We start from the raw sequence: 24797 nt of genomic DNA on the forward strand, positions 1-24797 counted from the left end.
GGTCGTGTCCCGGAAGCTGGAACAGCGTTCCCAGCGATGTGAACCATCGTCCAGTCCGCTGCCGCTCGACCCGGCACCCTGACACCCCACCGTCCCGCTTTGTCGCGTCGACTGGGAAAACGGTTCGGTTCAGGCTTGGCTGACTTGAGGATTTTTCATATTTGACGTGATAGAAGACCGGCAGGCGGTAGCCGAGGCCGGCTCCAGACGGTCCCGTAGCTCAACTGGATAGAGCATCAGATTTCTACTCTGAGGGTTGCAGGTTCGATTCCTGCCGGGATCGCCAGCCACCATTGAATTGGCATGCGCGTGGAATGTGCATCGGAAAGCGCCTATCGCCGGCGCACCGTGAGTCGATTTTGCTGCGTCGGACCCGCCTCCCTCTCCTTGCGCTCCCGTTTAAGATGAGGAATTATTTTAACAATTCCTAGGCGGGAGAGAGCGCTTTCATGAAAGGTATTACCGACTTTATTGCATTGGACGTCGAGACGGCGAATGCGGATCTCGCGAGCATCTGCTCAATCGGACTCGTGCACTTCAAAGGCGGAGACGTCTTCAAGAGCATCACTGTTCTTGTCGATCCCGAGGACGATTTCGATCCCATCAATGTCAGCATCCACGGCATTCGCCCCGAAGATGTGGCCGGTAAACCGACAATGGCAAAAGTGTTTCCCGTCGTCGGCGCGGCATTACAGGATGCAGCGATCGTGCATCACAGCCCCTTCGATCGGACAGCGCTCTGGAGGGCTGCGGAAAAATATGGAGCAGACGGCTTGCCCTGCTACTGGCTCGACAATCTCCAAGTGGCACGCAAAACCTGGGATCGCTTCAAGCTTGACGGCGGCTATGGCCTTGCCAATCTGGCCCAAGCATTCAGCCTTGAATTCCGGCACCACGACGCCGCGGAGGATGCTCGCGTCGCTGGTCTTCTGCTCCTCGAGGCGATTGCCGATGGTGGCGTCCCCCTCCAGCAATGGCTTGACGATCTCGGATACGCTTCCAGCTCGCCCGGCGTAGCGCCCAGAAGGATCAAAGCCCCTGTGTATCCCAAGGTTGCCCGCAAGGGTGACGGCGACGGTCCGCTTCTTGGCGAAACCGTGACGTTCACAGGCAGGCTGAGCATGTCGCGCGATAAGGCCGCAAGCCAAGCCTCTGTTGCTGGCGCCGATGTCGATGACAACGTCACCAAACGCACAACCATCCTCGTGGTTGGCGATCAGGATCTGCGCGCCACGAAAGGCCAGGAGAAGAGTACGAAGCATCGCAAGACCGAGGAGCTGATCGCAAAGGGCCGTAGTATCAAGATCGTCGGCGAGAGCGATTTCATGGTTATGACGGCAAACTGAGTCTAGCCGCGTGGGCTCGTGACGCGGTTTGTGAGGATTTCGTTGCCGCTTGATCCGCCTAACGAAGGCCTACTGCCAATCCGCCGTCCTTCACGAACGCGTGGGTGCCTTCGCCGCGGACTTTGATCCCGGCAGATGAGCCCTATCTATGCGCCGGGCGACGCGCGCCCGATAAGGAATACGATGCGAACCGAGTGGACGAGAATGGCGATCGCATCTGCGGTGGCCGCGATCGCGATGTGTTTTTTGGCAATCGACGCAGGGGTCGTTAACTCCAGTGCGATCACGAAGCGCATCGAGATGGCGCAGGCGTCCATCGCGAACATGGCTGCGAGTCAGCATCAACTCGCCTTCGCCGTTCAGGCGTGGGCGCGGGGAAGCCACCAGAAGCAATCTATACAACAAACACTGGCGATCGATTGATCGGGACAGCCGGTCGGCCATTCGTTCGTTCACGATCCGACTCCGCTTCGTTCCCAAAGCACGAATCGCGACCGCAAAAACCGTCACCGCACATCTCTTAACGCTGCGTTTCGCTCGCGCGGATTGATCGCGCAGCGGCGCATCCTGACAATGTCCGTCGCGCACGGCCGCACCGTGTGCCCCAAGTCAAAATATGGGCCGAGCCGTGCCGGCGAGACGACGCGTCCGGCTGGATCTCGTTCCTCCGAGATCGAAGGCTGAGGCCTTGACCGGCAGTCATGCCGGCGGACGAGCGATCAGTCCGGTTGCGCGTCGCGCCGATCGCGGGCGAGCTGGTGCCAGGCCAGGGCCAGCTGGATCAGTCGCTGCCGGTCGGCGCCTTCGGAGGCCGCGGCCCGCTTCATTGCGGCCTCGGCTTCGTGCTGCGGGTCGTACTTCGTGCACATGAAGCCGACATTAGCCGACCGATTTCGACGGGCGCATGGCAATTTCCTCCGTATGAATGCGGGGTGGTTTTCCCGCCCTTCGAGCAAGCCGATCGCGAGCCCGTTCCGATTGATACGGATGGCCAGAAGACCGAGGCGAGCGCGATCTTTCCAGACATTTTCGGCAAGGCGCAATCGGATTGGGTTTCATGCAGACGCATCTGTGAATTGCATCACAGCCTGGCTCCCGGGCCTCGGCTAAAATCACGTCAACCGCTCGCACCGGCGCGAGAGGGCATGGGTGGTCTGTTATGGCACGAGAAGCAGCGGCCGAGGTTCACGTCCCGGCCCAGCGCGGCAGGTCCGACCTGTTCGGGGCCGCGTTTCTCGCGGCGATCGGCATCGTGATGCTGGCCTGGATCGCAGGCCTGGTCTGGGCCACGATGACGTTCTTCAACTGGCTCGTAGCCTGACGCCCGAACCGATCAATTGATGGACGGCTCCCACCAAAAAAGAAGCGGGCCTTTCGCCCGCTCCTTCACGCCAGATCCTTGACTGCAACTCAATAGCACGCGCGGGGGTCGGCCTGCACATACTGGCCGCTGGGATAGCGGTAGTAGCAATTGCCCTCGGCCAGATAGTAGCCGGGGCGCGAAGCGGCCGTCGCGCCGGCGATCGCACCGGTCGCGCCGCCGATCACCGCACCTGCGGCCGCCCCCGAGGCATTGCCCGAGATCAGGCCGCCGAGCACACCACCGACGATGGCACCGCCAAGTGCACTCACGCCGGGATCAGCCGGCGGCGGCGGAGGCGGCGGTTCGTAGGCGACCGGCGGCGGGGCGTAGGCCACCGGCACGTCGTCGTAATAGTCTTCCGAGATGTAGGCGGGCGGACCGGCCATCCGCTGCGGATAGTAATACCAGACGCCGCCGACGTCCCACCACCAGCCGGAGCGGCCGTTGCGGACCGCTTGGCGCCAGCGCCCGCCATCCCAGGCGCGGTTGCCCCGATAGGCGTGGCCGCCCCAGTCGCGTGTCGGTGCCGGCCCGCGGGCATAGTTGCGTCCCGGCGGTGGACCGCCGGCATTGTGTGGGCGGGGACCAGGTCCAGCGGGACCGGGACCCGCATAGCCGGGACGAGGGCCGCCAGCCTGAGGCGGGCCGCCAGGCTGTCCTTGAGGCCTGACCGCCTGCTGCGGCGGCGGGCCCTTGCGCATGTTCTGCTGATTGTTCGGGGGCGGCGCACCTGCGCCGGGCCCCGCCTGCGGACGGGCCTGGGGCCTGGGCGGCAATGAATCCTGTGCCTGCGCCGGGACGGCGAGCAACGCCATGGCCGAAACCAAGGGAATGATGATCTTCATGCGGCTGGACGCGCTCATGCGTGCTGGACCCCCTACTCTTTCGATTGCCGTGGTCCCATGCGCGATAGACGATTCGCTTCGCGCCGGGCTGATGCCGGCTGACATAACTGATCTGCTTTGGTCGGCTAAGTCCCGTTACAAATGATTAAGATCACGGCATTTTTTCGTCTGCGCAGGCCGCGGCTGCAGCGTCTCTAGCGCGCCGGCTCGATGACGTTGCAGTTGCTCCGCCCCGACATCAGGCAGTCCTGCATCTTGCTGGCCGCGGTGAGATCGCGGGCAAGCCACCAGCCGACGCCGAGGATCACGATGGCGATGACCAATCCGGCCATGGCACCGCGGCGGTTGTCACCGGATGGCGGCTTCGGCGGCGATTTTGGTGCTTCGCCTGGTTCTGGCTTGGATTTGGGCCCAGTCTTGGGCTCAGTCTTATGTTCAGTCTTGGACATGGCTGACCGACCGCAGAGGTGAGCGGGCTTTATCACCTCTGCGGCTTGGCGTCACATCCTGCCCGATGCCCCGGCGTTACCCCCGGGTCTGCCGGATCGCATCCTTGCGCGAGGTTTCGACCGCCGGAATCGCCTCGCGGACCCGCGGCGCGCAGCTCGTCAGCACGAAGGCGGTCCGGGTGCATTCCCAATCGGCACCAAGAACGGCACTTTCGATCGGCTGCGGACGGGCGAGCAGCAGCGCGGCGCCGGCCACGGCCGCCACCGCGACGGCGATTGCAGACGCCTTCAGGCTCAGTCTTGAGATGGTCATGCCCGTGCTCCGTCTCGTACCGGGCGGACGCTAGGCGCCGCTCCGTGGGCCCTTTATGAGGGACATCACAATTCGGCAGTTTTTCGGGGCTACGAGAGATCGTCGGGGGGTGGCGATTTTTCGTCTACCTGATCGGCTGCGATTATAGGTGGCTTCGCGACGCGCGCCGATGTACACGCTTCTTCGTCGCGCGGCGCCCGCTATGCCCAGCCGACGTACCAACCGGCAGTGATGTAGGACTGAAAGCGAGGATGACAAGGTTCGTTCGATGAGTGGATTCAGGGAACCAGGTTTTTCCGACCGGCAAAAGGCCGCGCAGGAAGCACGCAAAAATCTTTTGAACAAATTCAAGTCGCAGCCCGGGCCGGATGACCCCGCGGTATTGGCGAAGCGTGCCGAACGCGAGGCCCTAGCAGCCAAGCGCGCCGAGGCAAAGGCTGCGCGCGAGGCGGAAAAGGCCGAGCAGAAGCGCCTTCAGGAAGAGGCTGCGGCGCTCGAGGCGGCGCGGATTGCCCGCGAAGCCGAAGAAGCGATCGCGAAGGCAGCCGAGGCCGAGGCCGAGCAAAAGGCCAGGCGCGACGCTCGCTACGCCGCCCGCAAGGCCAAGCGCAAGTAACGTTCAAAAGTCACGTTCAATTGAACTTGAATTAATAGCTTCACTCCGGGGGCGGTCCACGTGACCGCCCCCGGAGTTACGAGAGCACGCGTCTGCCTTTCGCAAGCGCGCCCGACGATGGCGGACGATCAGTTCTTCTTCGTCATCCCGTCGTCCTTCTTCATCCCGTCCTTCGACATGTGGTCCTTCTTCATGGCGTCGTCCTTGGACATGGTGTCTTTCTTCATGCCGTCCTTGGACATCGTGTCCTTCTTCATCATGCCGTCGTCCTTGCCCATCTTGTCCTGGGCAAAGGCGGCTGGCGACAGCGCCAGGCCAAGCGAGAGAGCGGCAGCCGAGACGCCGAGCACGATGCGCGTACGAATGGTCATGAGAGTCTTCCCTTCGAGATGACGTTTGTTAGCGACGGACGCCGCTATCTCATCTCGACGGATCGACCGCCTGCGTTGTTACGGCGTCGCCGATAAATTTCTGCGTGCCGTTGCCGTCCCCGCATTCGCCGCAATGACATCCGCTGCATCGGATCCGCCACGCGGGCAGGCCCCATGGCAGTGTGCAGCGCAGCAAGGCCGGCCCTTGCCGCGGCATTCGATCTCGAACTATCAGATGAGAGAATATCGGGCGAAAGACCGGCTAGGATGGGCCTAGCGCCGGTCTTCCAAGACCTGCCCCAGATCACACGAACAGGTCACGCCGAAAAGTCACGCCAACAAGAACCATCCAAAGAAACGTTACAAGGGGATCACACCATGCTCACGCGCCGCCATTTGATCGCGACCGCCGTCGCCGCACCCGCCATCCTCCGCTTCGGCACCGGTACCGCGCATGCCGCGACCACGCTGAAGATCTCGCATCAGTTCCCGGGTGGCACCATCGACAAGGGCGATTTCCGCGACCGGCTCTGCCGCATGTTCGCCGCTGAAGTCGCCAAGCGCAGCAATGGCGATATCGCCGCCGAGATCTATCCGAACTCCTCGCTGATCAAGACCAACGCGCAGTTCTCCGCAATGCGCAAGGGCGCACTCGACATCTCGCTGTATCCGATGCCTTACGCCGGCGGCGAACTACCGGAGACCAATATCGGCCTGATGCCCGGCCTCGTCACCACCTACGACCAGGGCCTGCGCTGGAAGAAGGAGCCGGTCGGCAAGGCGCTGACCGACTTCCTCGCCGACAAGGGCATCATCCTGCTCACCTGGGTGTGGCAGGCCGGCGGCGTTGCCAGCCGCTCCAAGCCGATCGTCGCGCCCGAAGATGCCAAGGGCATGAAGGTGCGCGGCGGCTCGCGCGAGATGGACATGGTGCTGCAGACCGCCGGCGCCTCGGTGCTGTCGGTGCCGTCGAACGAAATCTACGCGGCGATGCAGACCGGCGCCTGCGACGCCGGCATCACCTCCTCCACCAGCCTGATCTCGTTCCGCCTCGAAGAGGTCGCGAAGTCGCTGACCTCGGGCGCGGGCACGTCCTACTGGTTCATGCTCGAGCCGCTGATGATGTCGAAGGCGATCTTCGACAAGCTGCCAAAGAACCAGCAGGACATCCTGCTCACCGTCGGCACCGAGCTCGAGGCCTTCGGCCGCAAGGGTGCGCAGGATGACGACGTCGAGGTCGCCAAGGTCTACGAGAAGGCCGGCGCCAAGGTCTCGGCGCTCGATGCGGCGACCGTCGGCAAATGGCGCGACATTGCCCGCGACACCGCCTGGAAGGATTACGGCGCCAAGACCGCGACCGCGGCGAACCTTCTCAAGCTCGCCACCGACGTCGCGGCATGATCCACGGTCCGGTTCCGGATCGTGACGGCCCGGCAAACGCCGCCGCAGGCACAGGCCTCGCGGTGGCGCTCGATCGCTGTCTCGCCATCCTCAACAGCATCATCGTCGTATTCGCAGCGATCGCGCTGATCGCGGCCTGCGCCATCCTGAGCTACAGCGTGCTCAGCCGCGCCTTGTTCAAGGCCGCCAATTACTGGCAGGACGAGGCTGCGGTGTTCCTGCTGGTCGGCGCGACCTTCATGACGGCCGCCTATGTCCAGCAGAACCGCGGTCATATCGGCATCGAGGCCTTCGTCGGCCTGCTCTCGCCGCTGGCGAACAAGGTCAGGCTCTGGCTCGTCGATGCCGCGACGTTGCTGTTCTGCGCCTTCTTCGCCTGGAAATCGTGGACCCTGGCGCATGAAGCCTATGTCGACGGCCAGGTCTCGAACTCGATGTGGTCCCCGCCGCTCGCCATCCCCTATACGCTGATGGGACTCGGCATGAGCCTGCTCTGCGTCCAGATCGTCGTGCAGCTTGCGCTGCCTCTCACAGGGGCCAAGCGGCCATGAGCGTCTTCGGTATCGGTCTCGCCTACGGGCTGGCGACGCTGTTCGTGATGTTCTCGGGCATGCCCATTGCGTTCGCGCTGGGCGCGGTCGCGGTCGTGTTCATGGGCATCTACATGCCATCGGCTTCGCTCGATACGGTGACGCAGAACGTCTACGAGGAAATGGCTTCGATCACGCTGCTGTCGATTCCGCTCTTCATCCTGAAGGGGGCCGCGATCGGCAAGTCCCGCGCCGGCCAGGATCTCTATTCGGCGCTGCATGCCTGGCTGCATCGCGTGCCCGGCGGTCTCGGCGTCGCCAACGTCTTTGCCTGCGCGCTGTTCGCGGCGATGGCCGGGTCCTCGCCCGCAACCTGCTCGGCGATCGGCTCGGCCGGCATCCCCGAGATGCGCAAGCGCGGCTACTCCGGCGGTTTTGCTGCCGGCATCATCGCCGCCGGCGGCACGCTCGGCATCCTGCTGCCGCCCTCGATCACCATGATCCTGTTCGCGGTCGCGGCGGAAAAGTCGCTCGGCCGGCTGTTCCTCGCCGGCATCGGGCCCGGCCTGCTGCTCGTCACGCTGTTCGGCGTCTACGCGGTGTTCCGCTTCCGCCGGGAATATGCCGCCGCTGAAGCCATCTACAAGAATGGCGGCCCCGAAGCTGCGATTCTGGCCCGCGACGAGTACACGCTCGCCGAACGCTTCAGCGTGCTGCCGCGCGTGATCCCGTTCGTGCTGCTGCTCACCGGCGTCATGATCGCGCTCTATGGCGGCTATGCCACCCCATCGGAAACCGCGGGCCTCGGCGGGCTGCTCGCGCTGGCGCTGATCGCCGCGATCTACAGCGTCTGGCGGCCGAGCGACCTCGCCCCGATCATGAAATCGACGATCCGGGAATCGACCATGCTGATGATGATCATCGGCATGTCGCTGCTCTATTCCTACGTGATGAGCTATCTGCACATCTCGCAGTCGGTCGCCGAATCCATCGTCGCGATGCATCTGCCGCGTTGGGAGCTGCTGTTCGCGATCCTCGTCATGGTCGTCGTGCTCGGCTTCTTCCTGCCGCCGGTATCGATCATTCTCATGACCGCGCCGATCATCCTGCCACCCCTACGCGCCGCCAATTTCGACATCATCTGGTTCGGCGTGGTCATGACCATCGTGATGGAGATGGGCCTGATCCACCCGCCGGTCGGATTGAACATCTTCGTCATCCGCAACGTCGCGCCGGATATTCCCCTGCGCGAGGTGATTTGGGGCACCCTGCCCTTCGTGCTGCTGATGATGCTCGCGGTGCTACTGCTGTGCTTGGTGCCGGGGATCTCGACCGGCCTGCCGGATCTGGTGATGGGGCCGGACGGGAGCAGGTGACGCTCTCAATGACGGAGAACTAGGAGGGAGCCCGCCTCATCTTCGCGTTCAGCGCGGAGGCCACGCGGCTCACCGGCGGCTTGCCCAGCACGCCGCTCATCGCGTTGGTCGCGGCCAGCAGCTTGTCCATGTCCACGCCGGTCCTGACGCCCATGCCTTCGAGCATGTAGACGACATCCTCGGTCGCGACATTGCCGGTCGCGCCCGGCGCGTAGGGGCAGCCGCCGAGGCCGCCGGCGGCGGCGTCGATGACACGGACGCCCTCCTCCAGGCCGGCATAGAGATTGGCGAGTGCCTGGCCGTAGGTGTCGTGAAAATGCATCGCGAGGTTGGCGGCGGGAATGTTGGCGCTCACGGCGCGCAGCATGTCTTTCGCCTTGGTCGGCGTGCCGACGCCGATGGTATCGCCGAGTGAGATCTCGTAGCAGCCGAGCTCCCACAGCGTGCTGGCGAGATCGGCAACCGCCTTCGGCTTGATCTCACCGTCGAACGGACAGCCCAGCACGCAGGAAATATAACCGCGGACCCTGACGCCATCGGCCTTGGCGCGCGCCAGCACCGGCTTGAACCGTTCGATGGACTCCGCGACCGTGCAGTTGATGTTCGCGCGCGAAAAACCCTCGGAGGCAGCCGCGAACACGGAGACGACCTTCGCGCCGGCGGCGCGCGCGGCGTCATAGCCCTTCTCGTTCGGCACCAGCACGTGGAATTCGGCGCCCTTGATGTGGCTCACGCCGCGCAGCACGGCGTCGGAGCTTGCCATTTGCGGGATCGCCTTGGGCGACACGAAGGCGCCGACCTCGACCGTATTCAGCCCGGCCGCGACCAGCGCCTCGATGAAGGCGATGCGGGCCTCGACGCTCACGGGCGTCTTCTCGTTCTGCAGGCCGTCGCGCGGCCCCATTTCGATGATTCGGACGGGATCGCTCATGGTCTCACTCGCCCGCCGGCTCGACCACGGCGAGCTCGACGCCTTCCTGGACGATGTCGCCGACCTTGCATTTGATGGACTTCAGGACGCCAGCATAGGGCGCGCGCAGCGTCTGCTCCATCTTCATCACCTCCAGCGTGAGGATCGGCGCGCCCTTCTCGAGCGTTGCCCCCTCCTCGGCCAGCACGGCGACCACCGTGCCCGGCAGCGGCGCCGCGATCTTGTCCGCGCCGGTCTGCTCCTCGGTCTCGCCGCCGAACGGATCGACCCAATGCAGGTCGAAACGGCCGTTGCGCGTGCGCAAGTACAATTCGTGGCCGTCGATCACGGCCGCGACCTGCGATTTGACGCCATCGAGCGTCAGACCGAAGCCGCCGTCCTTCGGCGCAATCGCGAACGCCAGTTCGCGGCCGCCGATCACCAGCGTCCACGGGCCGCTGCCGTAATTCAGCGTGACCTTCTGCTCCGTCCCAAGTCCGATGCCATGGCCCACCCGGAAGACGAAATTGCGCTGCCGGCGGCCGACCGGCATCCAGCCAAAGGTCTGCCAGGGCGACGCCGCGTTTGCCTGCGCGGCCTGCTGCTCGTCGTTGATAACAGCGGCGACCGCGGCGCACAGCTCAAGCTCGCCGGGCGCTGCCGCGGCCGACGTCAGCACCGCCAGTTCGCGCTCGATGAAACCGGTGTCGATCGCGTTTTTCCGCACTTTTGGATGCGTCATCAGCGCCGACAGGAACGGAATGTTGGTGACGATGCCGCGAACGTCCGACTCTTCCAGCCCGCGGTTGAGCCGCTCGATCGCGACATCCCGCGTCGGCGCCCACGCGATCATCTTGGCCAGCATGGCGTCGTAATACGGCGAGACGCTATCGCCCTCGCGATAGCCGGCATCAATGCGCAGGCCCCCGCCTTCCGCCGGCAGACGCCAGGTCGAGATCCTGCCGACCGACGGCATGAAGTTCTTGGTCGGGTTTTCGGCATAGACGCGCGCCTCGACGGCATGGCCGTTGAGCCGGATCTCGTCCTGCTTCAGCGGCAGCGCCTCGCCGAAGGCGACGCGCAGCTGCCATTCGACGAGGTCAATCCCGGTGATCAGTTCGGTCACGGGATGCTCGACCTGCAGACGCGTGTTCATTTCGATGAAGAACACGTCCTTGCCGTCGGAGACGAACTCGATCGTGCCGGCACCGACATAGTTCACCGCGCCCGCCGCCTTTCGCGCGGCGGCGCAGACCGTCTCGCGCTGGGCAGGATTGAGCGTCGGCGACGGCGCCTCCTCGATCACCTTCTGGTGCCGGCGCTGCAAAGTGCATTCGCGTTCAAACAGCGACAGCAGGTTGCCGTGACTGTCGCCGATGATCTGCACCTCGATGTGGCGGGGATTGTCGACATATTTCTCGATCAGCATGCGGTCGTCGCCGAACGCGGCTTTGGCCTCGCGCTTGGCGCTGACGATCGCAGGGCCAAGCTCGTCGGCCGAGCGCACGATGCGCATGCCGCGGCCGCCGCCGCCGGCGGAAGCCTTCACCAGGATGGGGAAGCCGGCCTTCTCGGCCGCCTTCGCCAGCGTCGCATCGTCCTGGGCATCGCCGTGATAGCCGGGCACCAGCGGCACGCCGGCCTTTTCCATCAGCGCCTTGGAGCCGGATTTCGAGCCCATCGCCGTCATCATCCCGGCAGTCGGGCCGACGAAGACGAGGCCAGCGTCGTAACATGCCTGCGCGAACTCGGCATTCTCGGACAGGAAGCCGTAGCCGGGATGCACGGCCTCGGCACCGGTCTTGCGGGCGGCCTCGATCAGCCGTTCGACGTTGAGATAGCTGTCGCGGGCCCGTGCCGGCCCGAGCAGCACGGCCTCGTCGGCGAGCGCGACATGCATCGCGTCGCGATCGGCCTCGGAATAGACCGCGACCGTGCGCAGGCCCATGGCGCGCGCGGTGCGGATGACTCGGCAGGCGATCTCGCCGCGGTTGGCGATCAGGAGCGTGCGAAAACGCCGGTAGAGCTTTGAGCGGTCCATCGCATCACATCCTGAACAGGCCGAATTTCGTGGGCTCGATCGGCGCATTCGACGCCGCCGAGAGGCCAAGGCCGAGCACGAGCCGTGTATCGGCCGGGTCGATCACGCCGTCGTCCCAGAGACGCGCGGTGGCGTAGTATGGATGCCCCTGGCTGTCATACTGCGCGCGAATGGGCTCGCGGAATTTATCTTCCTCGTCCTTGGACCAGCTATCGCCCTTGGCCTCGATGTTGTCGCGGCGGACCTGGCTCAGCACCATCGAGGCCTGCTCGCCGCCCATCACCGAAATGCGCGCATTCGGCCACATCCACAGGAAGCGCGGCGAATAGGCGCGGCCGCACATGCCGTAATTGCCGGCGCCGTAGGAGCCGCCGATCACGACGGTGAACTTCGGTACAGAGGCGGTCGCAACCGCGGTGACCAGCTTGGCGCCGTCGCGCGCGATGCCGCCGGCCTCGTACTTCTTGCCGACCATGAAGCCGGTGATGTTCTGCAGGAACACCAGCGGAATGCCGCGCTGGCAGCACAGCTCGATGAAATGGGCGCCCTTGAGCGAGCTCTCGCTGAACAGGATGCCGTTGTTGGCGATGATGCCGACCGGAAAACCCCAGATATGGGCGAAGCCGCACACCAGCGTCGTGCCATAGAGCTTCTTGAACTCGTCGAACTCGGAGCCGTCGACGACGCGCGCGATGATGTCGCGGACATCGAACGGCTTCCTGCCATCGACGGGCACCACGCCGTAGATCTCCTCCGCCGCGAACAGCGGATCGCGCGGCGGATGCATGTTCAGATTCGGCCGCGTGGACGGCTTCAGCGTGCCGACGATGCGCCGGGCGATACCGATCGCATGGGCATCGTTCTGGGCGTAGTGATCGGTCACGCCCGACTGCCGCGAATGCACGTCGGCGCCGCCGAGCTCTTCGGCACTGACGACCTCGCCGGTCGCGGCCTTCACCAGCGGCGGGCCGCCGAGGAAGATGGTGCCCTGATTGCGCACGATGATGCTCTCGTCCGACATCGCCGGCACATAGGCGCCGCCTGCCGTGCAGGAGCCCATCACGATCGCGATCTGCGGGATGCCTTGCGACGACATCTGCGCCTGGTTGTAGAAGATGCGGCCGAAATGCCGCTCGTCCGGAAAGATCTCGTCCTGCAGCGGCAGGAAGGCGCCGCCGGAATCCACCATGTAGACGCAGGGAAGATTGTTCTGCCGCGCCACGTCCTGCGCGCGCAGATGCTTCTTCACCGTCATCGGATAGTAGGTGCCGCCCTTGATGGTGGCGTCGTTGGCGACGATGACGCATTCGCAGCCCGCGATGCGCCCGACCCCGGTCACCACGCTGGCCGAATGCACGTCACCGCCGTAGAGGCCGTAGGCCGCGAGCGGCGACAGCTCCAGGAACGAGGTCCCGGGATCGACCAAGAGGTCGACGCGCTCGCGCGCCAGCATCTTGCCGCGCGCGGTGTGGCGGTTGCGCGAAACCTCGCCGCCGCCGCCGGCGACCTGGCTGAGCTTTTCGCGCAGATCGGCGACGAGGCCGCGCATGGATTCGGCGTTGCGCGCGAAATCCGACGAGGAAGGATCGATACTGGAATGAAGCGGCATGAGGTCCCGCGTTTCTGGTGACGTGATGAGAGGCCGCGACAATCCGCGGTCGTTCTAGATGAACGGAAGCTTAGGCCGTTTCCGCCATCAGTTCGCGGCCGATCAGCATGCGGCGAACCTCCGAGGTGCCGGCGCCGATCTCGTACAGTTTTGCGTCGCGCCAGAGACGTCCCACCGGGAATTCGCTGGTGTAGCCGACGCCGCCAAGCGCCTGGATCGCCTCGCCCGCCATCCACGTCGCCTTCTCGGCGGAATAGAGGATCGCAGCGGCGGCATCCTTGCGCAGCGTGCGCGCATGGTCGGCGCGGTCGCAGGCGCGGCCGACCGCATAGACATAGGCGCGCGTGGCCTGCCAGGTCGCGTACATGTCGGCGAGCTTGCCCTGCATCAGCTGGAAGTCGCCGATCGGCTGGCCGAACTGCTTGCGCTCGTGCATGTAGGGCACCACCGCGTCCATGCAGGCCGCCATGATCCCGAGTGGACCGCCTGAGAGCACCGTGCGCTCATAGTCGAGACCGGACATCAGCACCCTGACGCCCTCGCCCACCTTGCCCAGCACGTTCTCCGCAGGCACCTCGCACTCGTCGAAGAACAGCGGATAGGTGTTGGAGCCGCGCATGCCGAGCTTGTCGAGATGCTGGCCGTGGGTGAAGCCCTTAAAACCCTTCTCGACCAGGAAGGCGGTCATGCCGCGCGGGCCGGCCTCCGGATCGGTCTTGGCATAGACGACCAGCACGTCGGCGTCGCCGCCATTGGTGATCCACATCTTGGAGCCGTTGAGCACATAGCGATCGCCGCGCTTGTCGGCGCGCAGCTTCATCGAGACCACGTCCGATCCCGCGCCGGGCTCGGACATCGCGAGCGCGCCGACATACTCGCCGGAGATCAGTTTTGGCAGATAGCGCTGCCGCTGCGCGTCGTTGCCGTTGCGGCGGATCTGGTTGACGCAGAGATTGGAATGGGCGCCGTAGGACAGACCGACGGCCGCGGAGCCGCGCGAGACCTCTTCCATGGCAACGATGTGGGCGAGATAACCCATGTTCGAGCCGCCATATTGCTCCGGCGCGGTCATGCCGTGCAGGCCGAGGTCGCCAAGGCGCTTCCAGAGATCGGCCGGGAACAGATTGGCCTTCTCGATCTCGGCGGCGCGCGGCGTGATCTCCGCCTCCACGAAGGCGCGCACAGTGTCGCGCAGCATGCTGATGTCTTCGCCCAGATCGAAATCGATGCTCGGGATGTTCAAGGCGATTCCTCCGTCTTTTATCGCCCGAACCTACCTCCGTCCGGGCGCCTTGGCCGTCGAAAAGGTTGCATTTTCCGCCAAGTTTGGCGAGGATTTTTCATGACTTTTCAAGCCGCAACCGCGACGCCCCGCCGCGCCATGACCCCCGCCGCCTTCGTCCGCGGCGTGGTCGCTGCCTATGCCCGCTACGGGCGGGACGCGGCCGAGGCCCTGGGCAAGGGCCAAGTCAGCGAAGATCTCGTTCAATCCGGGGACGGGCGGGTCACGGCGGCCCAGTTCGAAGCGCTGGCCGGCCATGCCATGCGCGAGCTCGACGACGAGGCGCTCGGCTGGTTCTCGCGCCGGCTGCCTTGGGGAACCTACGGCATGCTCTGCCGCGCCTCGATCACGGCGCCCAATCTCGAAGTCGCGCTCAAGCGCTGGTGCCGGCATCATCGTCTGCTGACCGAGGACGTGCTGTTCGAGCTCGCGGTTGGCGACGAGACCGCGACCATCTCCATTCGCGAGCAGCGCGACCTCGGAGCTCTCCGCGAATTCTGCCTGGTCACCCTGCTCCGCTATGTCCTCGGCTTCTCGTGCTGGGCAGTCGATTCCGCGATCGCGCTCCGCGCGGCGGAATTTCCCTTTGCCGAGCCCGGCCACGTCTCGGTCTATCCGACCATCTTCTGCAAGAGCTTGAGTTTTGATGCGACGGGGGCCCACATCGTGTTCGACAAGCACTATCTGTCCCTGCCGCTCACGCGCAGCGCGGCCGATCTCGACAGCATGCTGAAGGGCGCGTTGCGGTTGACAGTGCTGCCTTACAGGCGCGACCGCCTGCTGGTGGAGCGCGTTCGCCGCGTACTCCGCAACGGGCGGGGCCGCAGTCTCGGTGCTGAGGACGTCGCAAGCGAGCTGGCGCTATCAACCCGCACCATGCATCGGCGCCTGCGCGAGGAAGCAACCTCGTTACGCGATCTCAAGGAAGAGGCAAAGTTCGAGCTCGCCAAGCAGGAGCTGATGCGTGGACGTGCGCCGATCAAGCGCATCGCGGAGATCGCCGGCTTCCGCAACGAGAAGAGTTTTTCCCGTGCATTCCGAACCTGGACCGGCGCCAGCCCACGCGAGTTTCGCGGTCGGTATCGTTGAGCCATCCAAGTGCGTACGGCCTCCGCGGTCGAACGCAGAGGCCGCACCGTTACGCTGATATTGGACTTAGTTCGAGTTGGTCTGGCCGCCGGAGCGAAGCTTGGTGCGCGACTGCGTCTGCTTCGGCTGGAAGGCGAGCGCATCGTTGGTCTTCGCGCCGCCGGCCTGCGAGCACGAGCCGCCGATACCGCCGGCCGCCTGCCGGCAGGCTTCCATCGTCGGATAGCCGCAGCCATGCGCAGCCTGGGCGCCGTTGGTGATGCAGTAATCGTCGGCCCTGGCAGCCGGCGCGCTCATCATGAGAAACGCAGAGGCAAACAGCGTCGCAGCGGAGGCGACGAACGTCTTCGAGGTCGAGGTCATGTTGTCTTTTCCTGCTTCAGGGTCCCACAAAAGAGTCCTCGGCATGCGACGCACACTGAGGTCACTCCTTGCATCTAGGCGGCGCACCGGTTCCGGCAATCACGGATAGGCGCATTGCAGGACTGTTTAAATCACATGTCACAGTTAAGTGAGTTACTAAGTAATTATTTCATAATAATCGAAACTGTATTCCCGTAGGGGCCGCCTTCCTTATTCGGAGTTTCTACCGCATAGCCTGGGTTGCCGACGCCGCCAGCTCCTGCAACGGAAGCGGCACGTCCTTGGCGACGCCCAGCACCAGGAAGCTGCGGACGTTCTTCACGTTCGGCATCGCGGCGAAATGCAGCAATTGCTGGCGCATGCTCTCGACACTCGGCGCGACGCATTTCAGGAGATAGTCGGTGTCGCCCGAAATCCGCCAGCACTGCTGGATGCGCGGGATCGCAGCGATCGAGCTCTCGAACGCCTCCAGCACCGGCTGGGCCTGGCTGCCGAGCTGGATCGAGACGAACGACACCACTTCAAAGCCCAGCCGCCGCTCGTCGATAACGGCGCGGATCGCCCGGATCACGCCGCGGCTGAACAGCGATTTCAGCCGCCGCAGGCAATTGGGCGCGGACACACCGACGCGCAGCGCCAGCTCGTTGTTGCGAACCCGCCCGTCCTGCTGCAGCTCGGAAAGTATTTTCAGATCGACGCCGTCGAGCTGGTCACGCCCGGCCATCCCCCACCTCGTCATGGTCGTGTCATGCGAGGCAGCGAAGCACGCGGCGGTATGGGTGCCAAGGGTTCGCGAGCTCGGCGATTAGCCGCTCCCGTCGTCATGGCCGGGCTTGTCCCGGCCATCCCCGTTCTTTCATCGGCCCCAAAACGTGGATGCCCGGGACAAGCCCGGGCATGACGTCTCGATAGAGTCTGGCTGGGCTCAATGCGTCCAGGGCTCGCCGCGCCGAAACGAGAAATTGTCCGCATAGGCGACCGGGCGGCGGATCGAATCCTGGGGCTCGATGATCTGGTAGGCGATGCCCTTGCGTTCGCAATAGGCGACGGCCTCTTCCTTGGAATGGAAGCGCAGGGTGATCTGCTGCTTCATGTCGCCGGACGAGGTCCAGCCCATCAGCGGCTCGACCGCGCGCGGCTGCTCCGGCTCGTAGTCCAGTTGCCATTCCTTGGTCTTGGACCGGCCGGATTGCATCGCGTTCTTGGCGGGCTTGAAAATGCGTGCGGTCATTGGCTGTCCGGCCCTCTTCGTCTTTTCGTTCGAATTCGATGCGTCACGGTGGCAGTTGGTGGAAACCGTGGGCATAGATAGTATAGAGACACCTTTCGGGAACTGATCAGTGATTCCGGCCCCCGGGTCGCCTCACCGACCGTATAGTCATTATGCTGCACCGTGACAATTGCGTACCCGCCTTCCGCGCGCCGGGATCCCCACCCGGCAGCACCGCCTCGCCGACCTCAGCGTAACCGCCCCCTCCGAAAGCCCCCTCGCATGGCCTTCCTGAACATCAGCGCTACCCTTCCCGAGAAAGGCCGCGACCTCAGGCTCGACCTGTTTCGCGGCGTCGCGAACTGGGCGATCTTCCTCGACCATATCCCCGACAACGTCGTGAACTGGATCACGACCCGCAATTACGGCTTTTCCGACGCCGCCGACCTGTTCGTCTTCATCTCCGGCTACACCGCCTCCTTCGTCTATGCGCGGATGATGCTGGAGCGCGGCTTCATCGTCGGCGCGACCCGGCTCACCAAGCGGGTTTGGCAGCTCTACGTCGCCCATATCATCCTGTTCGTGATCTATATCGCCTCGATCAGCTATCTGGCGCTGCGCTTTGGCGATTCCGAGATGATCAACGAGTTCAACGTCGCCGGCCTCGTCGACAACGCCACCGAGACGCTGCGCCAGGGCCTGTTCCTGCGCTTCAAGCCGCTCAATCTCGACGTGCTGCCGCTCTACATCGTACTGATGGGGCTGTTTCCTCCGGTGCTGTGGTTCATGCTGCGCAAGCCGGATCTGACGATGGCGCTGTCGATCGTCCTGTGGCTCACCGCGCGCCACTATGGCCTGAACCTGACCGCCTATCCGGCCGGCCAGTGGTATTTCAACCCATATGCCTGGCAGGTGCTGTTCGTGTTCGGCGCCTGGTGCGCGATGGGCGGGGCACGGCGCTCGATGACGGTGATCAACTCGCCGATCACGCTGTGGCTCTGCCTCGGCTATCTCCTGTTCGCGCTGGTCATGACCATGGCCGGCCGCTTCCCGACCCTCGGCGGCATGTTCCCGGAATGGCTGTTCTCGGCGTTCAACCCGAACGACAAGACCAACCTTGCGCCCTACCGCTTCATCCACTTCGTCGTGATCGTGATCATGGTGATCCGCTTCGTCCCGAAGGAGTGGCCGGGCCTGGAGTGGAAAGTGTTCGACCCGCTGATCGTCTGCGGCCAGCAATCGCTCGCCGTGTTCTGCGTCGGCGTGTTCCTGTCCTTCGTCGGCCATTTCGAGCTGTCGATGAGCTCGGGCTCGCTGCTGGCACAGATCTTCGTCAGCGTCGCCGGCATCGCGATCATGACCACGGTCGCCTACTATATCTCGTGGTCGAAGAAGCAGGACAAGCCGCTGAAGCCGCCGCCGGCCAAGCCGGCGGCCGCCTCGCCCGCCAAGGCCGCCTGAGCCCGCGACGCGCCAGCCCTCCAGGCGCGTCGTTGGGTTGGCCGTACCGTTTTCGGTTGGTCCGGGATCGGATTGACCTGCGTCAACCAGAAGGGCCGCCGGCGGGAATAGTGTCGGCCCGACATGCGCCGCCACATCAATGTCGGCGTCCTCCCCGTAGACAAGGCCCAAACACATGCCCTCTCATTTTCATGCCGTGGTCTGGATCGACCATTCCCAGGCCAAGATCTTTCATCTCGGCTTGAACGGCTCCGACGAAGTCACGCTGCATCCGCAACTGGCAACGCGTCATCTTCATCACAAGGCCAACGAGATCGGCAGCGGTCATGCCGCGCCCGACAAGGCGTTCTACACCGACGTGACCAAAGCCCTCGCCGATGCCGGCGAAGTCCTGATCATCGGACCGGCAAGCGCGAAGACGGAGCTCGCCAGCCACATTCGCGCACACGCGCCCGACATCGCCAAGCGGATCGTCGCGGTGGAAGCAGCCGATCATCCTTCGGACAACGAAATCGTCGCCTATGCGAAACGGCATTTCAAATTGCCGCTGCCGCGCGTGCAGGCTCCGGGATAGCCTGCGAGCAGCGCCGGATTGAGACGAGGCGGTCTTCTAGGCCGCCTCTTCGCTGTCGAACTCCGTGAACTTCTTGTAGATCCAGTCGCGGCCGTCATGGCGGCGCCAGACCTTGCCATAGACGAGTTGCCCGTTGATCGAGCGGCGCGGCAGGACCACGGTCCAGAGATGCCAGATCTCGGTCCAGCTCGACCGCCGACTGACGGTTCGGACGTTGCGATCGAAAGACATGACGCAGAACTCACAGGATACGAGCGCCGCGACGAACCGTGCTGCTGTGTGGGCACGGATTTCAGGCAGCCATCGCGAGCCGGGACCGATCTGATAGCAGCCGCCAAAGCGGCCGCAACAACCGCTCGCCCTTAACCTAACCGGTCAACCTTACTTCCCGTGTACAGCCGGCCAGACCGGTTGAAAGCCCGCGTCGATTTTTCTAGAATACATGCGTGATTTGAGAATGAGCGCGCCGTTTGGGCGTGCAGCGATTTTGAACTGACGCCGGATTTTGAACTGACATTTTTGAAAAGAATTGACGGGACCGGGACGACCACAATGAATTTGCAGTGTGCATGGCTACGCTTGGCGGTGCGATCGACGCCGCCTGCTCCACTCATCAGGATGTCCGTCCAGGAGGCCCCCAGGGCAGCCAACGACAACCAGATGGTCTGGCCGTTCCTGCCGTTTCCGTTCGGCTGGTACGCAACGAACTGATCCTTCAAAAAGCGCAACGCCGCGCAAGCGGAATATCATCGCTTGGCGGCGTCCGTTAGGTATTGGGCGCTGAAATCCCCAATACTGATTGGTCTGCAGCGACAGCCAAAGGTTCGATCGGTTTTGGCAATTTTGCGCCAGTCCGCCGGCCATAATCCCTTGAAATATCGCGCAGAAGTGGCGTTGCCACCAGAACAAGCGCTCAGGCTTCAGGCGGGGAACACACGCATGCCGGGACGCCTCAGTCCGCCCTGCAATGGAGACCCGCTCAGACGCCGGCGCCGGACGTGGTCTGGGCATCGCCGCCGAGCGCGCCGCGCGCGTTGTAGGTCTGTCCCGTCTGATTGCCTTGACTGGCTTGTGCGCTCGCAGAGGTCTCGACCTCGGTCGTGCCGTCGGAATAGGTGATCGTCGTGGTGGTGACGCCGTCGATGGTGATGGAGACCTCGCTGACGATGGTTTTGGTCGAGCCGCCACCGCCGCCCGAGCCAGAGCTGCCGTCCGCCGATTGCGAGGATGAGGCCGCTGACGTCTCCGATGTGGCTGACGTCGACGATGCCACCGAAGATGACGTTGTTGCCGTCGGCTGGGACGTCGAAGCCGTCACGGCCGCGCTGGATGATGCAATCGCACTGATCGACATGAAAGCCTCGCTCGCAGGGAAACCACGGGCATCGCGCCGATCGCGCGCCCGGCTCTCCCTTCAACGCGGCGGCTGACCGAAGCAGGCGCGCCGCAGCTGCGAAAAAGCATCGATGCAGCGCGCATTCCCGCTCCCGGGACAGCAACCAATCACCCCGCCGCGAGTTGCCGCTTCTTCCCACCTGTCCGGGGAAGCCGCGCGCGGCCGCATCCGGCGGTCGCCCGCGATGGATGGACAGTCATCTCGTCTCACGTCCGTGTGAGCAGGAGCACGGGCGGTGAATTTTCACGAGCGAGCGGAGACCAATGAACAGCAGGCCGCAAGGCAAGGGGATGCTGTGAGTCAGATTGATACGACTGAGAAACTCCAGGACACACCGGAGAGTGGAAACTCGCTGTTCGCGCTCTGCGGGCTTGGCGTGGCCGGAATTGCGATGCTGGGCTGGATCGGCGCCCTCGCCTGGATCGCCTGGCGCCTTACGGGTTGGTTGTTGTTCTGAGGTCGAGCCTCAAAGCCCCGAGCGCAACCTTGGGCTATCGAGCCGGGACTGGTCGGGGCAGCTGGATTCGAACCAACGACCTGCAGTACCCAAAACTGCCGCGCTACCAGGCTGCGCTATACCCCGAATGTCCGGCGAGCCCCGTCGATACACGCTTCCAAAGCGGCCAGCAAGGCTCGCCCATGGATCTTATTTGGGGTCTTGTTGGGCGCTTACTTGCTGCCGAACAGGGGGTGGCCGACGCGGTCGCCGGGACGGATGCCGTATTTCTGCGCCGTTCCCGCCACCACTTCCAGAACGGCCCGGGCCGGGCCCTGGGACGAGATGATCCTGGTCGACATCGGCTCGGTGTTCTCGGCGATGCGCAGGATGCGGCCGTCGGCGCGGATGAAGATCATGTCGAGCGAGACATAGGTGTTCTTCATCCACATCGACACCTCCTGCTCGGGATTGAAGTCGAACAGCATGCCTTTGCCGTCGGCCAGTTCCTTGCGGTGCATCAGGCCGGTCTGCTTCTCCTGCTCGGTCGTGGCGATTTCCACCGAGAACACCTGCACGCCGTTCCTGGTGACGATCTCGAGCGGCTGGAAGCTGGCGGCACCGACGGGCGCGCTCGCGACGGCAAAGACGATGACGAGGATTGCGGCAAGCCAGCCCTTTGCTACGGACCAGACGGCATCTCGGTCAGGATTGATGGCAAAACGCATCGGAAGTGCACTCGGGGCGTTGGACTGCGACAGTCCTTACGCGGCGGTCGCCGGAAAAGAAAGAGGCGCGCCAGCTCGCCGGCGCGCCTCTGCTCACGATTGCGGGAACTGGCGAATGCGCACGACGGCGACCGGCTAGTGGGACGAAAGTCCCGGCGATCCCGTCTCGGGATGGATCTCGGCCGCCATCATGCCCTTGGAGCCGGGCCCGAAGCGGACCAGCACATATTGGCCGGGCCGTAATTCCGTCATGCCGAAGCGGCGCAGCGTCTCCATGTGCACGAAGATGTCGGGCGTTCCCTCGCCGCAGGTCAGGAAGCCGAAGCCGCGCAGCCGGTTGAACCATTTGACCTGGGCCCGCTCGAGCCCGCTGGTCGCGGTCACCGTGACATGGGTGCGCGGCGGCAGCATCTGCGCCGGATGGATCGCGGTCGACTCGTCCATCGAGACCACGCGGAACGCCTGGTAGCCCTTGGCGCGCTGGATGCACTCGACGACGATGCGGGCGCCCTCATACGCGGTCTGGAAACCGTCGCGCCTAAGCACGGTAACGTGCAGGAGCACGTCGGGCCAGCCATTGTCGGGAACGACGAAGCCGTAGCCCTTGGAGGCGTCGAACCATTTGATGACGCCGTGGACCTCGACGAGATTGGCGCTGGCCTCGCCAAGTCCACTGAAGGGACTGAGCACACCATCGCGACCGGCGCCGCCGTGTTCGCCGGGCGTCACCCGCCCCGGCGATGCGCCCTGCCCGGGAACCCCGAGCTTCTTGGACTCAAATCCGTCCGACGACCCCATAACCCCGGACCCCACACATTCCATGCAACCCGCCTGATTGGCGGCGTCGAATCACGCGTCTTTAGAGAATGTTCTCAATTCGACGCGACGCGAATCTTCCGACTCAAAAGATAACACTCCCGGTTGCGACGCATAGACAAAAAAGAGATTCGCCGGAACCTATGAACAGCTTGCACGCCCGCGAATCAAACTGACGCCTCAATTGCCGACAAAGGGCCCGAGGGTTTCGCCGATGTCGTGGCGGATGACGAGATCGGCGATGTCGTCATGATCGGTCGGTTCGCGATTGATGATCACCAAACGTGCACCGTTGTTCTTCGCCATCACCGGAAACCCCGCCGCCGGCCATACGACGAGCGAGGAACCGATCGCGATGAAGAGATCGCAGTCCTGCGACAGCAGTGTCGCGCGCTGCATTTCATCCTCCGGCATCATCTGGCCGAACGAGATCGTCGCCGTCTTCACCGGCTCGTCGCACGTCGTGCAGTTCGGCGCGGCGCCGTCCTGGTCGAACCGCTGCTTCACCCAGTCGAGCGGATAGGATTGCCCACATCCGATGCACTTCGCGTAAGTTGTATTGCCATGAAGTTCAATCACGTGCTCGGCGGCGAAGCCGGAGGCCTGGTGCAGATTGTCGATGTTCTGGGTGATGACCGCGGGGATCTTGCCGGCGCGGTACAGCGAGGCCAGCGCCCGATGGCCGCGGCCGGGCCTCGCCGCCGCGAAGACCTCGTCCATCGCAAAGCGGCGGCGCCAGGATTCGTCGCGCGCATCCTGGCTGGCGACGAACTCGCCGAACTCGATCGGACGGTAGCGCGTCCAAATTCCGCCCGGCGAGCGGAAGTCGGGGATGCCGCATTCGGTCGAGATGCCGGCGCCGGTGAACGGCACGATGGTCTTGGCTTCGGCGATCATGTCGCCGAGCCGTTCGACGCCGCTGCGAAGATCCGATGCAATCATCGCGGTCTCCCGATTTGGTTCGCGCTAGCGGCAAGATGCGCAAGCGACAAGATTGTTGACGCTCTTATCCACCGCGAAAAGAAGCGCGAGGCAAGACGGGCAAATGTGAATCACATCATGGGCGACAATTTCTTCCGACCTTCGCTTATCACAATCCTGCAATGCCTCCTCCCCATTGACGCCCCAATCAGAAGCGCCAATGCATGTGTTGAATGCGACTCAAAGTGATTTGCGGCGGCAGAGCTTGAGTTCGGTAGTGCACATACTCAGGTGTAGAGGGGATTCACATGACAGAGGATGAACAACGCAAGATCCGCGAACGCGAAGAGATCGCCGCCCGTGTCGCCGCCTTCCGTGCCACCCAGGAAAAATTCCAGCGCGAGCGCGAAGAGTATTTCGTCTCGACGCTCGACAACGCGCGCAAGGTGGAACGGCCTTCGCTGTGGCCGTAAGACGGTTCTTATTGCCTCGCATGAAAAAAGCCCGGAGCAGCGCTCCGGGCTTTTCAATTCTTCGCGGTTACCAGTGGCGATAATAGTGGCGATGCCGGTAGTACGGTCGGTCGCCATAATAGGCGTACGGACCCGGGCTGTAATAGGCGGGGCCGCCATAGTAGCCGTACCCCGGACCATAGTAGCCACCATACGGACGGGACGCCGCGACCGCGCCGGCGGTGATCGCGCCGGCGGCAAGGCCGAAGGCGAGGCCCGGGCCGATGCCGCGACCGCGTGCCTCGGCGGGCGCAGGCGCCGCAATTGCGGTGACGCCAACGGCGACGGTGGCCAGAACTGCCAGTGTCTTCTTCATGATTGTCCTCCTTCGCATCTCGCCGGGACAACGCGGGGAGCCTGCGAGGGTTGCGCACAGCTCGCGGAACCCGCCCCGGCAAAAAAATGCGATGGAGGCGGAACGAAATCACGCCGCCTGGATTGCACTCGTAAGTGCGGAAGCCGCAGCCATCCGGCCAGGCGACAGCACGAAGACCCCGTCAGCATCCTCCGCGGTGCTGGCGGGGTTTTTGGTTTCACGGGAGCAAACGGCAGCAAACGACAAAGGCTGCCAACTGGGCGGACGCCGAGGAGGACACATTGCCGATATCCGCACTGCTCGCCCGCATCCGCACGCTGGTTCCCAAAAACAGGGATCCGCACTACGACGAGATCGTCCGCAGTTTCGGTGTCGGTTCGCTGCGCCCGCCGCCGACACCGATGAGCGACGGCGAACTCGCGCGGGCCATTGCCGAATTCCTCAAGGATACGCCCTCCACGGAATCCGTTGCGACCCTCGGCCGGCGGCTCGATCCCTCGACCCCGCTTTGATCGGATCGTCC

The 24797-nt window shown here is 64.1% G+C and carries 31 protein-coding genes and 2 tRNA genes; 14 read left to right on the plus strand and 19 right to left on the minus strand.

From position 1 onward, the window contains the following. The first annotated feature begins 209 nt into the window (after nucleotides 1-209). The 3 genes from WHZ77_RS17610 (at nucleotide 210) to WHZ77_RS17620 (ending at nucleotide 1769) form a co-directional block, all read left to right on the plus strand. A tRNA-Arg gene (locus tag WHZ77_RS17610) sits at nucleotides 210-286 on the plus strand. A gap of 163 nt (nucleotides 287-449) precedes the next feature. Beyond that, nucleotides 450-1346: an exonuclease domain-containing protein gene (locus WHZ77_RS17615; RefSeq protein ID WP_375309097.1), complete on the plus strand. Its 897-nt coding sequence runs from the start codon at nucleotides 450-452 to the stop codon at nucleotides 1344-1346. Nucleotides 1347-1550: 204 nt separating this feature from the next. Further along, nucleotides 1551-1769, plus strand: a complete 219-nt coding sequence (locus WHZ77_RS17620) for a hypothetical protein (protein WP_375309098.1) — start codon at nucleotides 1551-1553, stop codon at nucleotides 1767-1769. Between the two features lie 296 nt (nucleotides 1770-2065). Here WHZ77_RS17620 and WHZ77_RS17625 read toward each other — a convergent pair whose 3' ends face one another. Beyond that, nucleotides 2066-2389: a hypothetical protein gene (locus WHZ77_RS17625; protein ID WP_375309099.1), complete on the minus strand. Its 324-nt coding sequence runs from the start codon at nucleotides 2387-2389 to the stop codon at nucleotides 2066-2068. Between the two features lie 116 nt (nucleotides 2390-2505). On the opposite strand from WHZ77_RS17625, the gene WHZ77_RS17630 reads away from it, so the two are divergent. Further along, nucleotides 2506-2667, plus strand: coding sequence for a hypothetical protein (locus WHZ77_RS17630; RefSeq protein WP_375309100.1), 162 nt, complete (start codon nucleotides 2506-2508; stop codon nucleotides 2665-2667). Between the two features lie 89 nt (nucleotides 2668-2756). On the opposite strand, the gene WHZ77_RS17635 is transcribed toward WHZ77_RS17630, so the two are convergent. The 3 genes from WHZ77_RS17635 to WHZ77_RS17645 form a co-directional block, all read right to left on the minus strand. Then, entirely contained in the window at nucleotides 2757-3572 is an 816-nt protein-coding gene (locus WHZ77_RS17635) for a hypothetical protein (protein WP_375309101.1), read from the minus strand. A 176-nt stretch (nucleotides 3573-3748) separates the two neighbouring features. After that, a complete protein-coding gene (locus tag WHZ77_RS17640) occupies nucleotides 3749-4003 on the minus strand; it encodes a hypothetical protein (protein ID WP_375309102.1) in 255 nt (84 codons plus the stop codon). Nucleotides 4004-4079: 76 nt separating this feature from the next. Then, nucleotides 4080-4316 (minus strand): hypothetical protein, encoded by a 237-nt coding sequence (locus WHZ77_RS17645; RefSeq protein ID WP_375309103.1) that lies wholly within the window; start codon nucleotides 4314-4316, stop codon nucleotides 4080-4082. A 268-nt stretch (nucleotides 4317-4584) separates the two neighbouring features. Here WHZ77_RS17645 and WHZ77_RS17650 point away from each other — a divergent pair, with 268 nt between their 5' ends. Continuing rightward, nucleotides 4585-4932, plus strand: a complete 348-nt coding sequence (locus tag WHZ77_RS17650) for a DUF6481 family protein (RefSeq protein ID WP_375309104.1) — start codon at nucleotides 4585-4587, stop codon at nucleotides 4930-4932. A 128-nt stretch (nucleotides 4933-5060) separates the two neighbouring features. Here WHZ77_RS17650 and WHZ77_RS17655 read toward each other — a convergent pair whose 3' ends face one another. Next, on the minus strand, nucleotides 5061-5303 hold the full coding sequence (locus WHZ77_RS17655; RefSeq protein ID WP_375309105.1) for a pentapeptide MXKDX repeat protein: 243 nt from the start codon (nucleotides 5301-5303) through the stop codon (nucleotides 5061-5063). A gap of 378 nt (nucleotides 5304-5681) precedes the next feature. On the opposite strand from WHZ77_RS17655, the gene dctP reads away from it, so the two are divergent. Genes dctP through WHZ77_RS17670 form a run of 3 tightly spaced genes read left to right on the plus strand, consistent with a single transcriptional unit; the run spans nucleotide 5682 to nucleotide 8610 of the window. Continuing rightward, on the plus strand, nucleotides 5682-6704 hold the full coding sequence (gene dctP / locus WHZ77_RS17660) for a TRAP transporter substrate-binding protein DctP (RefSeq protein WP_375309106.1): 1023 nt from the start codon (nucleotides 5682-5684) through the stop codon (nucleotides 6702-6704). Beyond that, entirely contained in the window at nucleotides 6701-7255 is a 555-nt protein-coding gene (locus WHZ77_RS17665; RefSeq protein ID WP_375309107.1) for a TRAP transporter small permease, read from the plus strand. The genes dctP and WHZ77_RS17665 overlap by 4 nt, the downstream gene beginning before the upstream one ends. Continuing rightward, nucleotides 7252-8610 (plus strand): TRAP transporter large permease, encoded by a 1359-nt coding sequence (locus tag WHZ77_RS17670; protein ID WP_375309108.1) that lies wholly within the window; start codon nucleotides 7252-7254, stop codon nucleotides 8608-8610. The genes WHZ77_RS17665 and WHZ77_RS17670 overlap by 4 nt, the downstream gene beginning before the upstream one ends. Nucleotides 8611-8629: 19 nt before the next feature. Here WHZ77_RS17670 and WHZ77_RS17675 read toward each other — a convergent pair whose 3' ends face one another. The 4 genes from WHZ77_RS17675 to WHZ77_RS17690 form a co-directional block, all read right to left on the minus strand. Then, nucleotides 8630-9541, minus strand: coding sequence for a hydroxymethylglutaryl-CoA lyase (locus tag WHZ77_RS17675; protein ID WP_375309109.1), 912 nt, complete (start codon nucleotides 9539-9541; stop codon nucleotides 8630-8632). Nucleotides 9542-9545: 4 nt separating this feature from the next. After that, nucleotides 9546-11561, minus strand: coding sequence for an acetyl/propionyl/methylcrotonyl-CoA carboxylase subunit alpha (locus tag WHZ77_RS17680; RefSeq protein ID WP_375309110.1), 2016 nt, complete (start codon nucleotides 11559-11561; stop codon nucleotides 9546-9548). A 4-nt stretch (nucleotides 11562-11565) separates the two neighbouring features. Next, entirely contained in the window at nucleotides 11566-13170 is a 1605-nt protein-coding gene (locus WHZ77_RS17685; protein ID WP_375309111.1) for a carboxyl transferase domain-containing protein, read from the minus strand. Nucleotides 13171-13240: 70 nt separating this feature from the next. Next, entirely contained in the window at nucleotides 13241-14368 is a 1128-nt protein-coding gene (locus WHZ77_RS17690) for an isovaleryl-CoA dehydrogenase (RefSeq protein ID WP_375314751.1), read from the minus strand. Nucleotides 14369-14512: 144 nt separating this feature from the next. Between WHZ77_RS17690 and WHZ77_RS17695 the strand changes: the two genes are divergently transcribed. Beyond that, on the plus strand, nucleotides 14513-15541 hold the full coding sequence (locus WHZ77_RS17695) for an AraC family transcriptional regulator (RefSeq protein WP_375309112.1): 1029 nt from the start codon (nucleotides 14513-14515) through the stop codon (nucleotides 15539-15541). Nucleotides 15542-15607: 66 nt separating this feature from the next. Here WHZ77_RS17695 and WHZ77_RS17700 read toward each other — a convergent pair whose 3' ends face one another. The 3 genes from WHZ77_RS17700 to WHZ77_RS17710 form a co-directional block, all read right to left on the minus strand. Further along, nucleotides 15608-15904, minus strand: a complete 297-nt coding sequence (locus tag WHZ77_RS17700; protein WP_375309113.1) for a DUF3551 domain-containing protein — start codon at nucleotides 15902-15904, stop codon at nucleotides 15608-15610. A gap of 223 nt (nucleotides 15905-16127) precedes the next feature. Further along, nucleotides 16128-16628 carry an Lrp/AsnC family transcriptional regulator gene (locus tag WHZ77_RS17705; protein WP_375309114.1) on the minus strand — a complete coding sequence of 167 codons (501 nt, stop codon included), beginning with the start codon at nucleotides 16626-16628 and terminating at the stop codon, nucleotides 16128-16130. A 201-nt stretch (nucleotides 16629-16829) separates the two neighbouring features. Beyond that, nucleotides 16830-17135: an ETC complex I subunit gene (locus tag WHZ77_RS17710; RefSeq protein ID WP_375309115.1), complete on the minus strand. Its 306-nt coding sequence runs from the start codon at nucleotides 17133-17135 to the stop codon at nucleotides 16830-16832. Nucleotides 17136-17396: 261 nt separating this feature from the next. Here WHZ77_RS17710 and WHZ77_RS17715 point away from each other — a divergent pair, with 261 nt between their 5' ends. Both WHZ77_RS17715 and WHZ77_RS17720 read left to right on the plus strand, forming a co-directional pair. Continuing rightward, nucleotides 17397-18575, plus strand: a complete 1179-nt coding sequence (locus WHZ77_RS17715; RefSeq protein WP_375309116.1) for an OpgC domain-containing protein — start codon at nucleotides 17397-17399, stop codon at nucleotides 18573-18575. A gap of 175 nt (nucleotides 18576-18750) precedes the next feature. Continuing rightward, the gene (locus WHZ77_RS17720) at nucleotides 18751-19149 is read left to right on the plus strand and encodes a translational machinery protein (RefSeq protein WP_375309117.1); all 399 of its coding nucleotides are present in this window, start codon (nucleotides 18751-18753) and stop codon (nucleotides 19147-19149) included. 36 nt (nucleotides 19150-19185) lie between these two features. Here WHZ77_RS17720 and WHZ77_RS17725 read toward each other — a convergent pair whose 3' ends face one another. Next, a complete protein-coding gene (locus WHZ77_RS17725; RefSeq protein ID WP_375309118.1) occupies nucleotides 19186-19380 on the minus strand; it encodes a hypothetical protein in 195 nt (64 codons plus the stop codon). Nucleotides 19381-20128: 748 nt separating this feature from the next. After that, on the minus strand, nucleotides 20129-20503 hold the full coding sequence (locus WHZ77_RS17730; RefSeq protein ID WP_375309119.1) for a hypothetical protein: 375 nt from the start codon (nucleotides 20501-20503) through the stop codon (nucleotides 20129-20131). Between the two features lie 277 nt (nucleotides 20504-20780). Here WHZ77_RS17730 and WHZ77_RS17735 point away from each other — a divergent pair, with 277 nt between their 5' ends. After that, nucleotides 20781-21002 (plus strand): RNA-binding protein, encoded by a 222-nt coding sequence (locus WHZ77_RS17735; RefSeq protein ID WP_375309120.1) that lies wholly within the window; start codon nucleotides 20781-20783, stop codon nucleotides 21000-21002. 49 nt (nucleotides 21003-21051) lie between these two features. Here WHZ77_RS17735 and WHZ77_RS17740 read toward each other — a convergent pair. The 4 genes from WHZ77_RS17740 to WHZ77_RS17755 all read right to left on the minus strand — a co-directional run bounded on the left by WHZ77_RS17740 (nucleotide 21052) and on the right by WHZ77_RS17755 (nucleotide 23467). Further along, nucleotides 21052-21128 (minus strand) — tRNA-Pro (locus WHZ77_RS17740). 86 nt (nucleotides 21129-21214) lie between these two features. Next, nucleotides 21215-21697, minus strand: coding sequence for a DUF192 domain-containing protein (locus WHZ77_RS17745; protein WP_375314752.1), 483 nt, complete (start codon nucleotides 21695-21697; stop codon nucleotides 21215-21217). A 147-nt stretch (nucleotides 21698-21844) separates the two neighbouring features. After that, the gene (locus tag WHZ77_RS17750) at nucleotides 21845-22507 is read right to left on the minus strand and encodes a cold-shock protein (RefSeq protein WP_375309121.1); all 663 of its coding nucleotides are present in this window, start codon (nucleotides 22505-22507) and stop codon (nucleotides 21845-21847) included. A gap of 198 nt (nucleotides 22508-22705) precedes the next feature. Further along, nucleotides 22706-23467, minus strand: a complete 762-nt coding sequence (locus WHZ77_RS17755; RefSeq protein ID WP_375309122.1) for an NAD-dependent deacetylase — start codon at nucleotides 23465-23467, stop codon at nucleotides 22706-22708. A 287-nt stretch (nucleotides 23468-23754) separates the two neighbouring features. Between WHZ77_RS17755 and WHZ77_RS17760 the strand changes: the two genes are divergently transcribed. Then, a complete protein-coding gene (locus WHZ77_RS17760) occupies nucleotides 23755-23919 on the plus strand; it encodes a hypothetical protein (protein WP_014495457.1) in 165 nt (54 codons plus the stop codon). 67 nt (nucleotides 23920-23986) lie between these two features. Here the strand turns inward: WHZ77_RS17760 and WHZ77_RS17765 are convergent, their stop codons facing one another. After that, the gene (locus tag WHZ77_RS17765) at nucleotides 23987-24274 is read right to left on the minus strand and encodes a hypothetical protein (protein WP_375309123.1); all 288 of its coding nucleotides are present in this window, start codon (nucleotides 24272-24274) and stop codon (nucleotides 23987-23989) included. Between the two features lie 281 nt (nucleotides 24275-24555). Here WHZ77_RS17765 and WHZ77_RS17770 point away from each other — a divergent pair, with 281 nt between their 5' ends. Further along, nucleotides 24556-24786, plus strand: coding sequence for a hypothetical protein (locus tag WHZ77_RS17770; protein WP_375309124.1), 231 nt, complete (start codon nucleotides 24556-24558; stop codon nucleotides 24784-24786). The last annotated feature ends 11 nt before the right edge of the window (nucleotides 24787-24797 follow it).

Origin of the sequence: Bradyrhizobium sp. A5, from assembly GCF_042076515.1 — a bacterium.
In the GTDB taxonomy this organism is placed as follows: domain Bacteria; phylum Pseudomonadota; class Alphaproteobacteria; order Rhizobiales; family Xanthobacteraceae; genus Bradyrhizobium; species Bradyrhizobium cosmicum.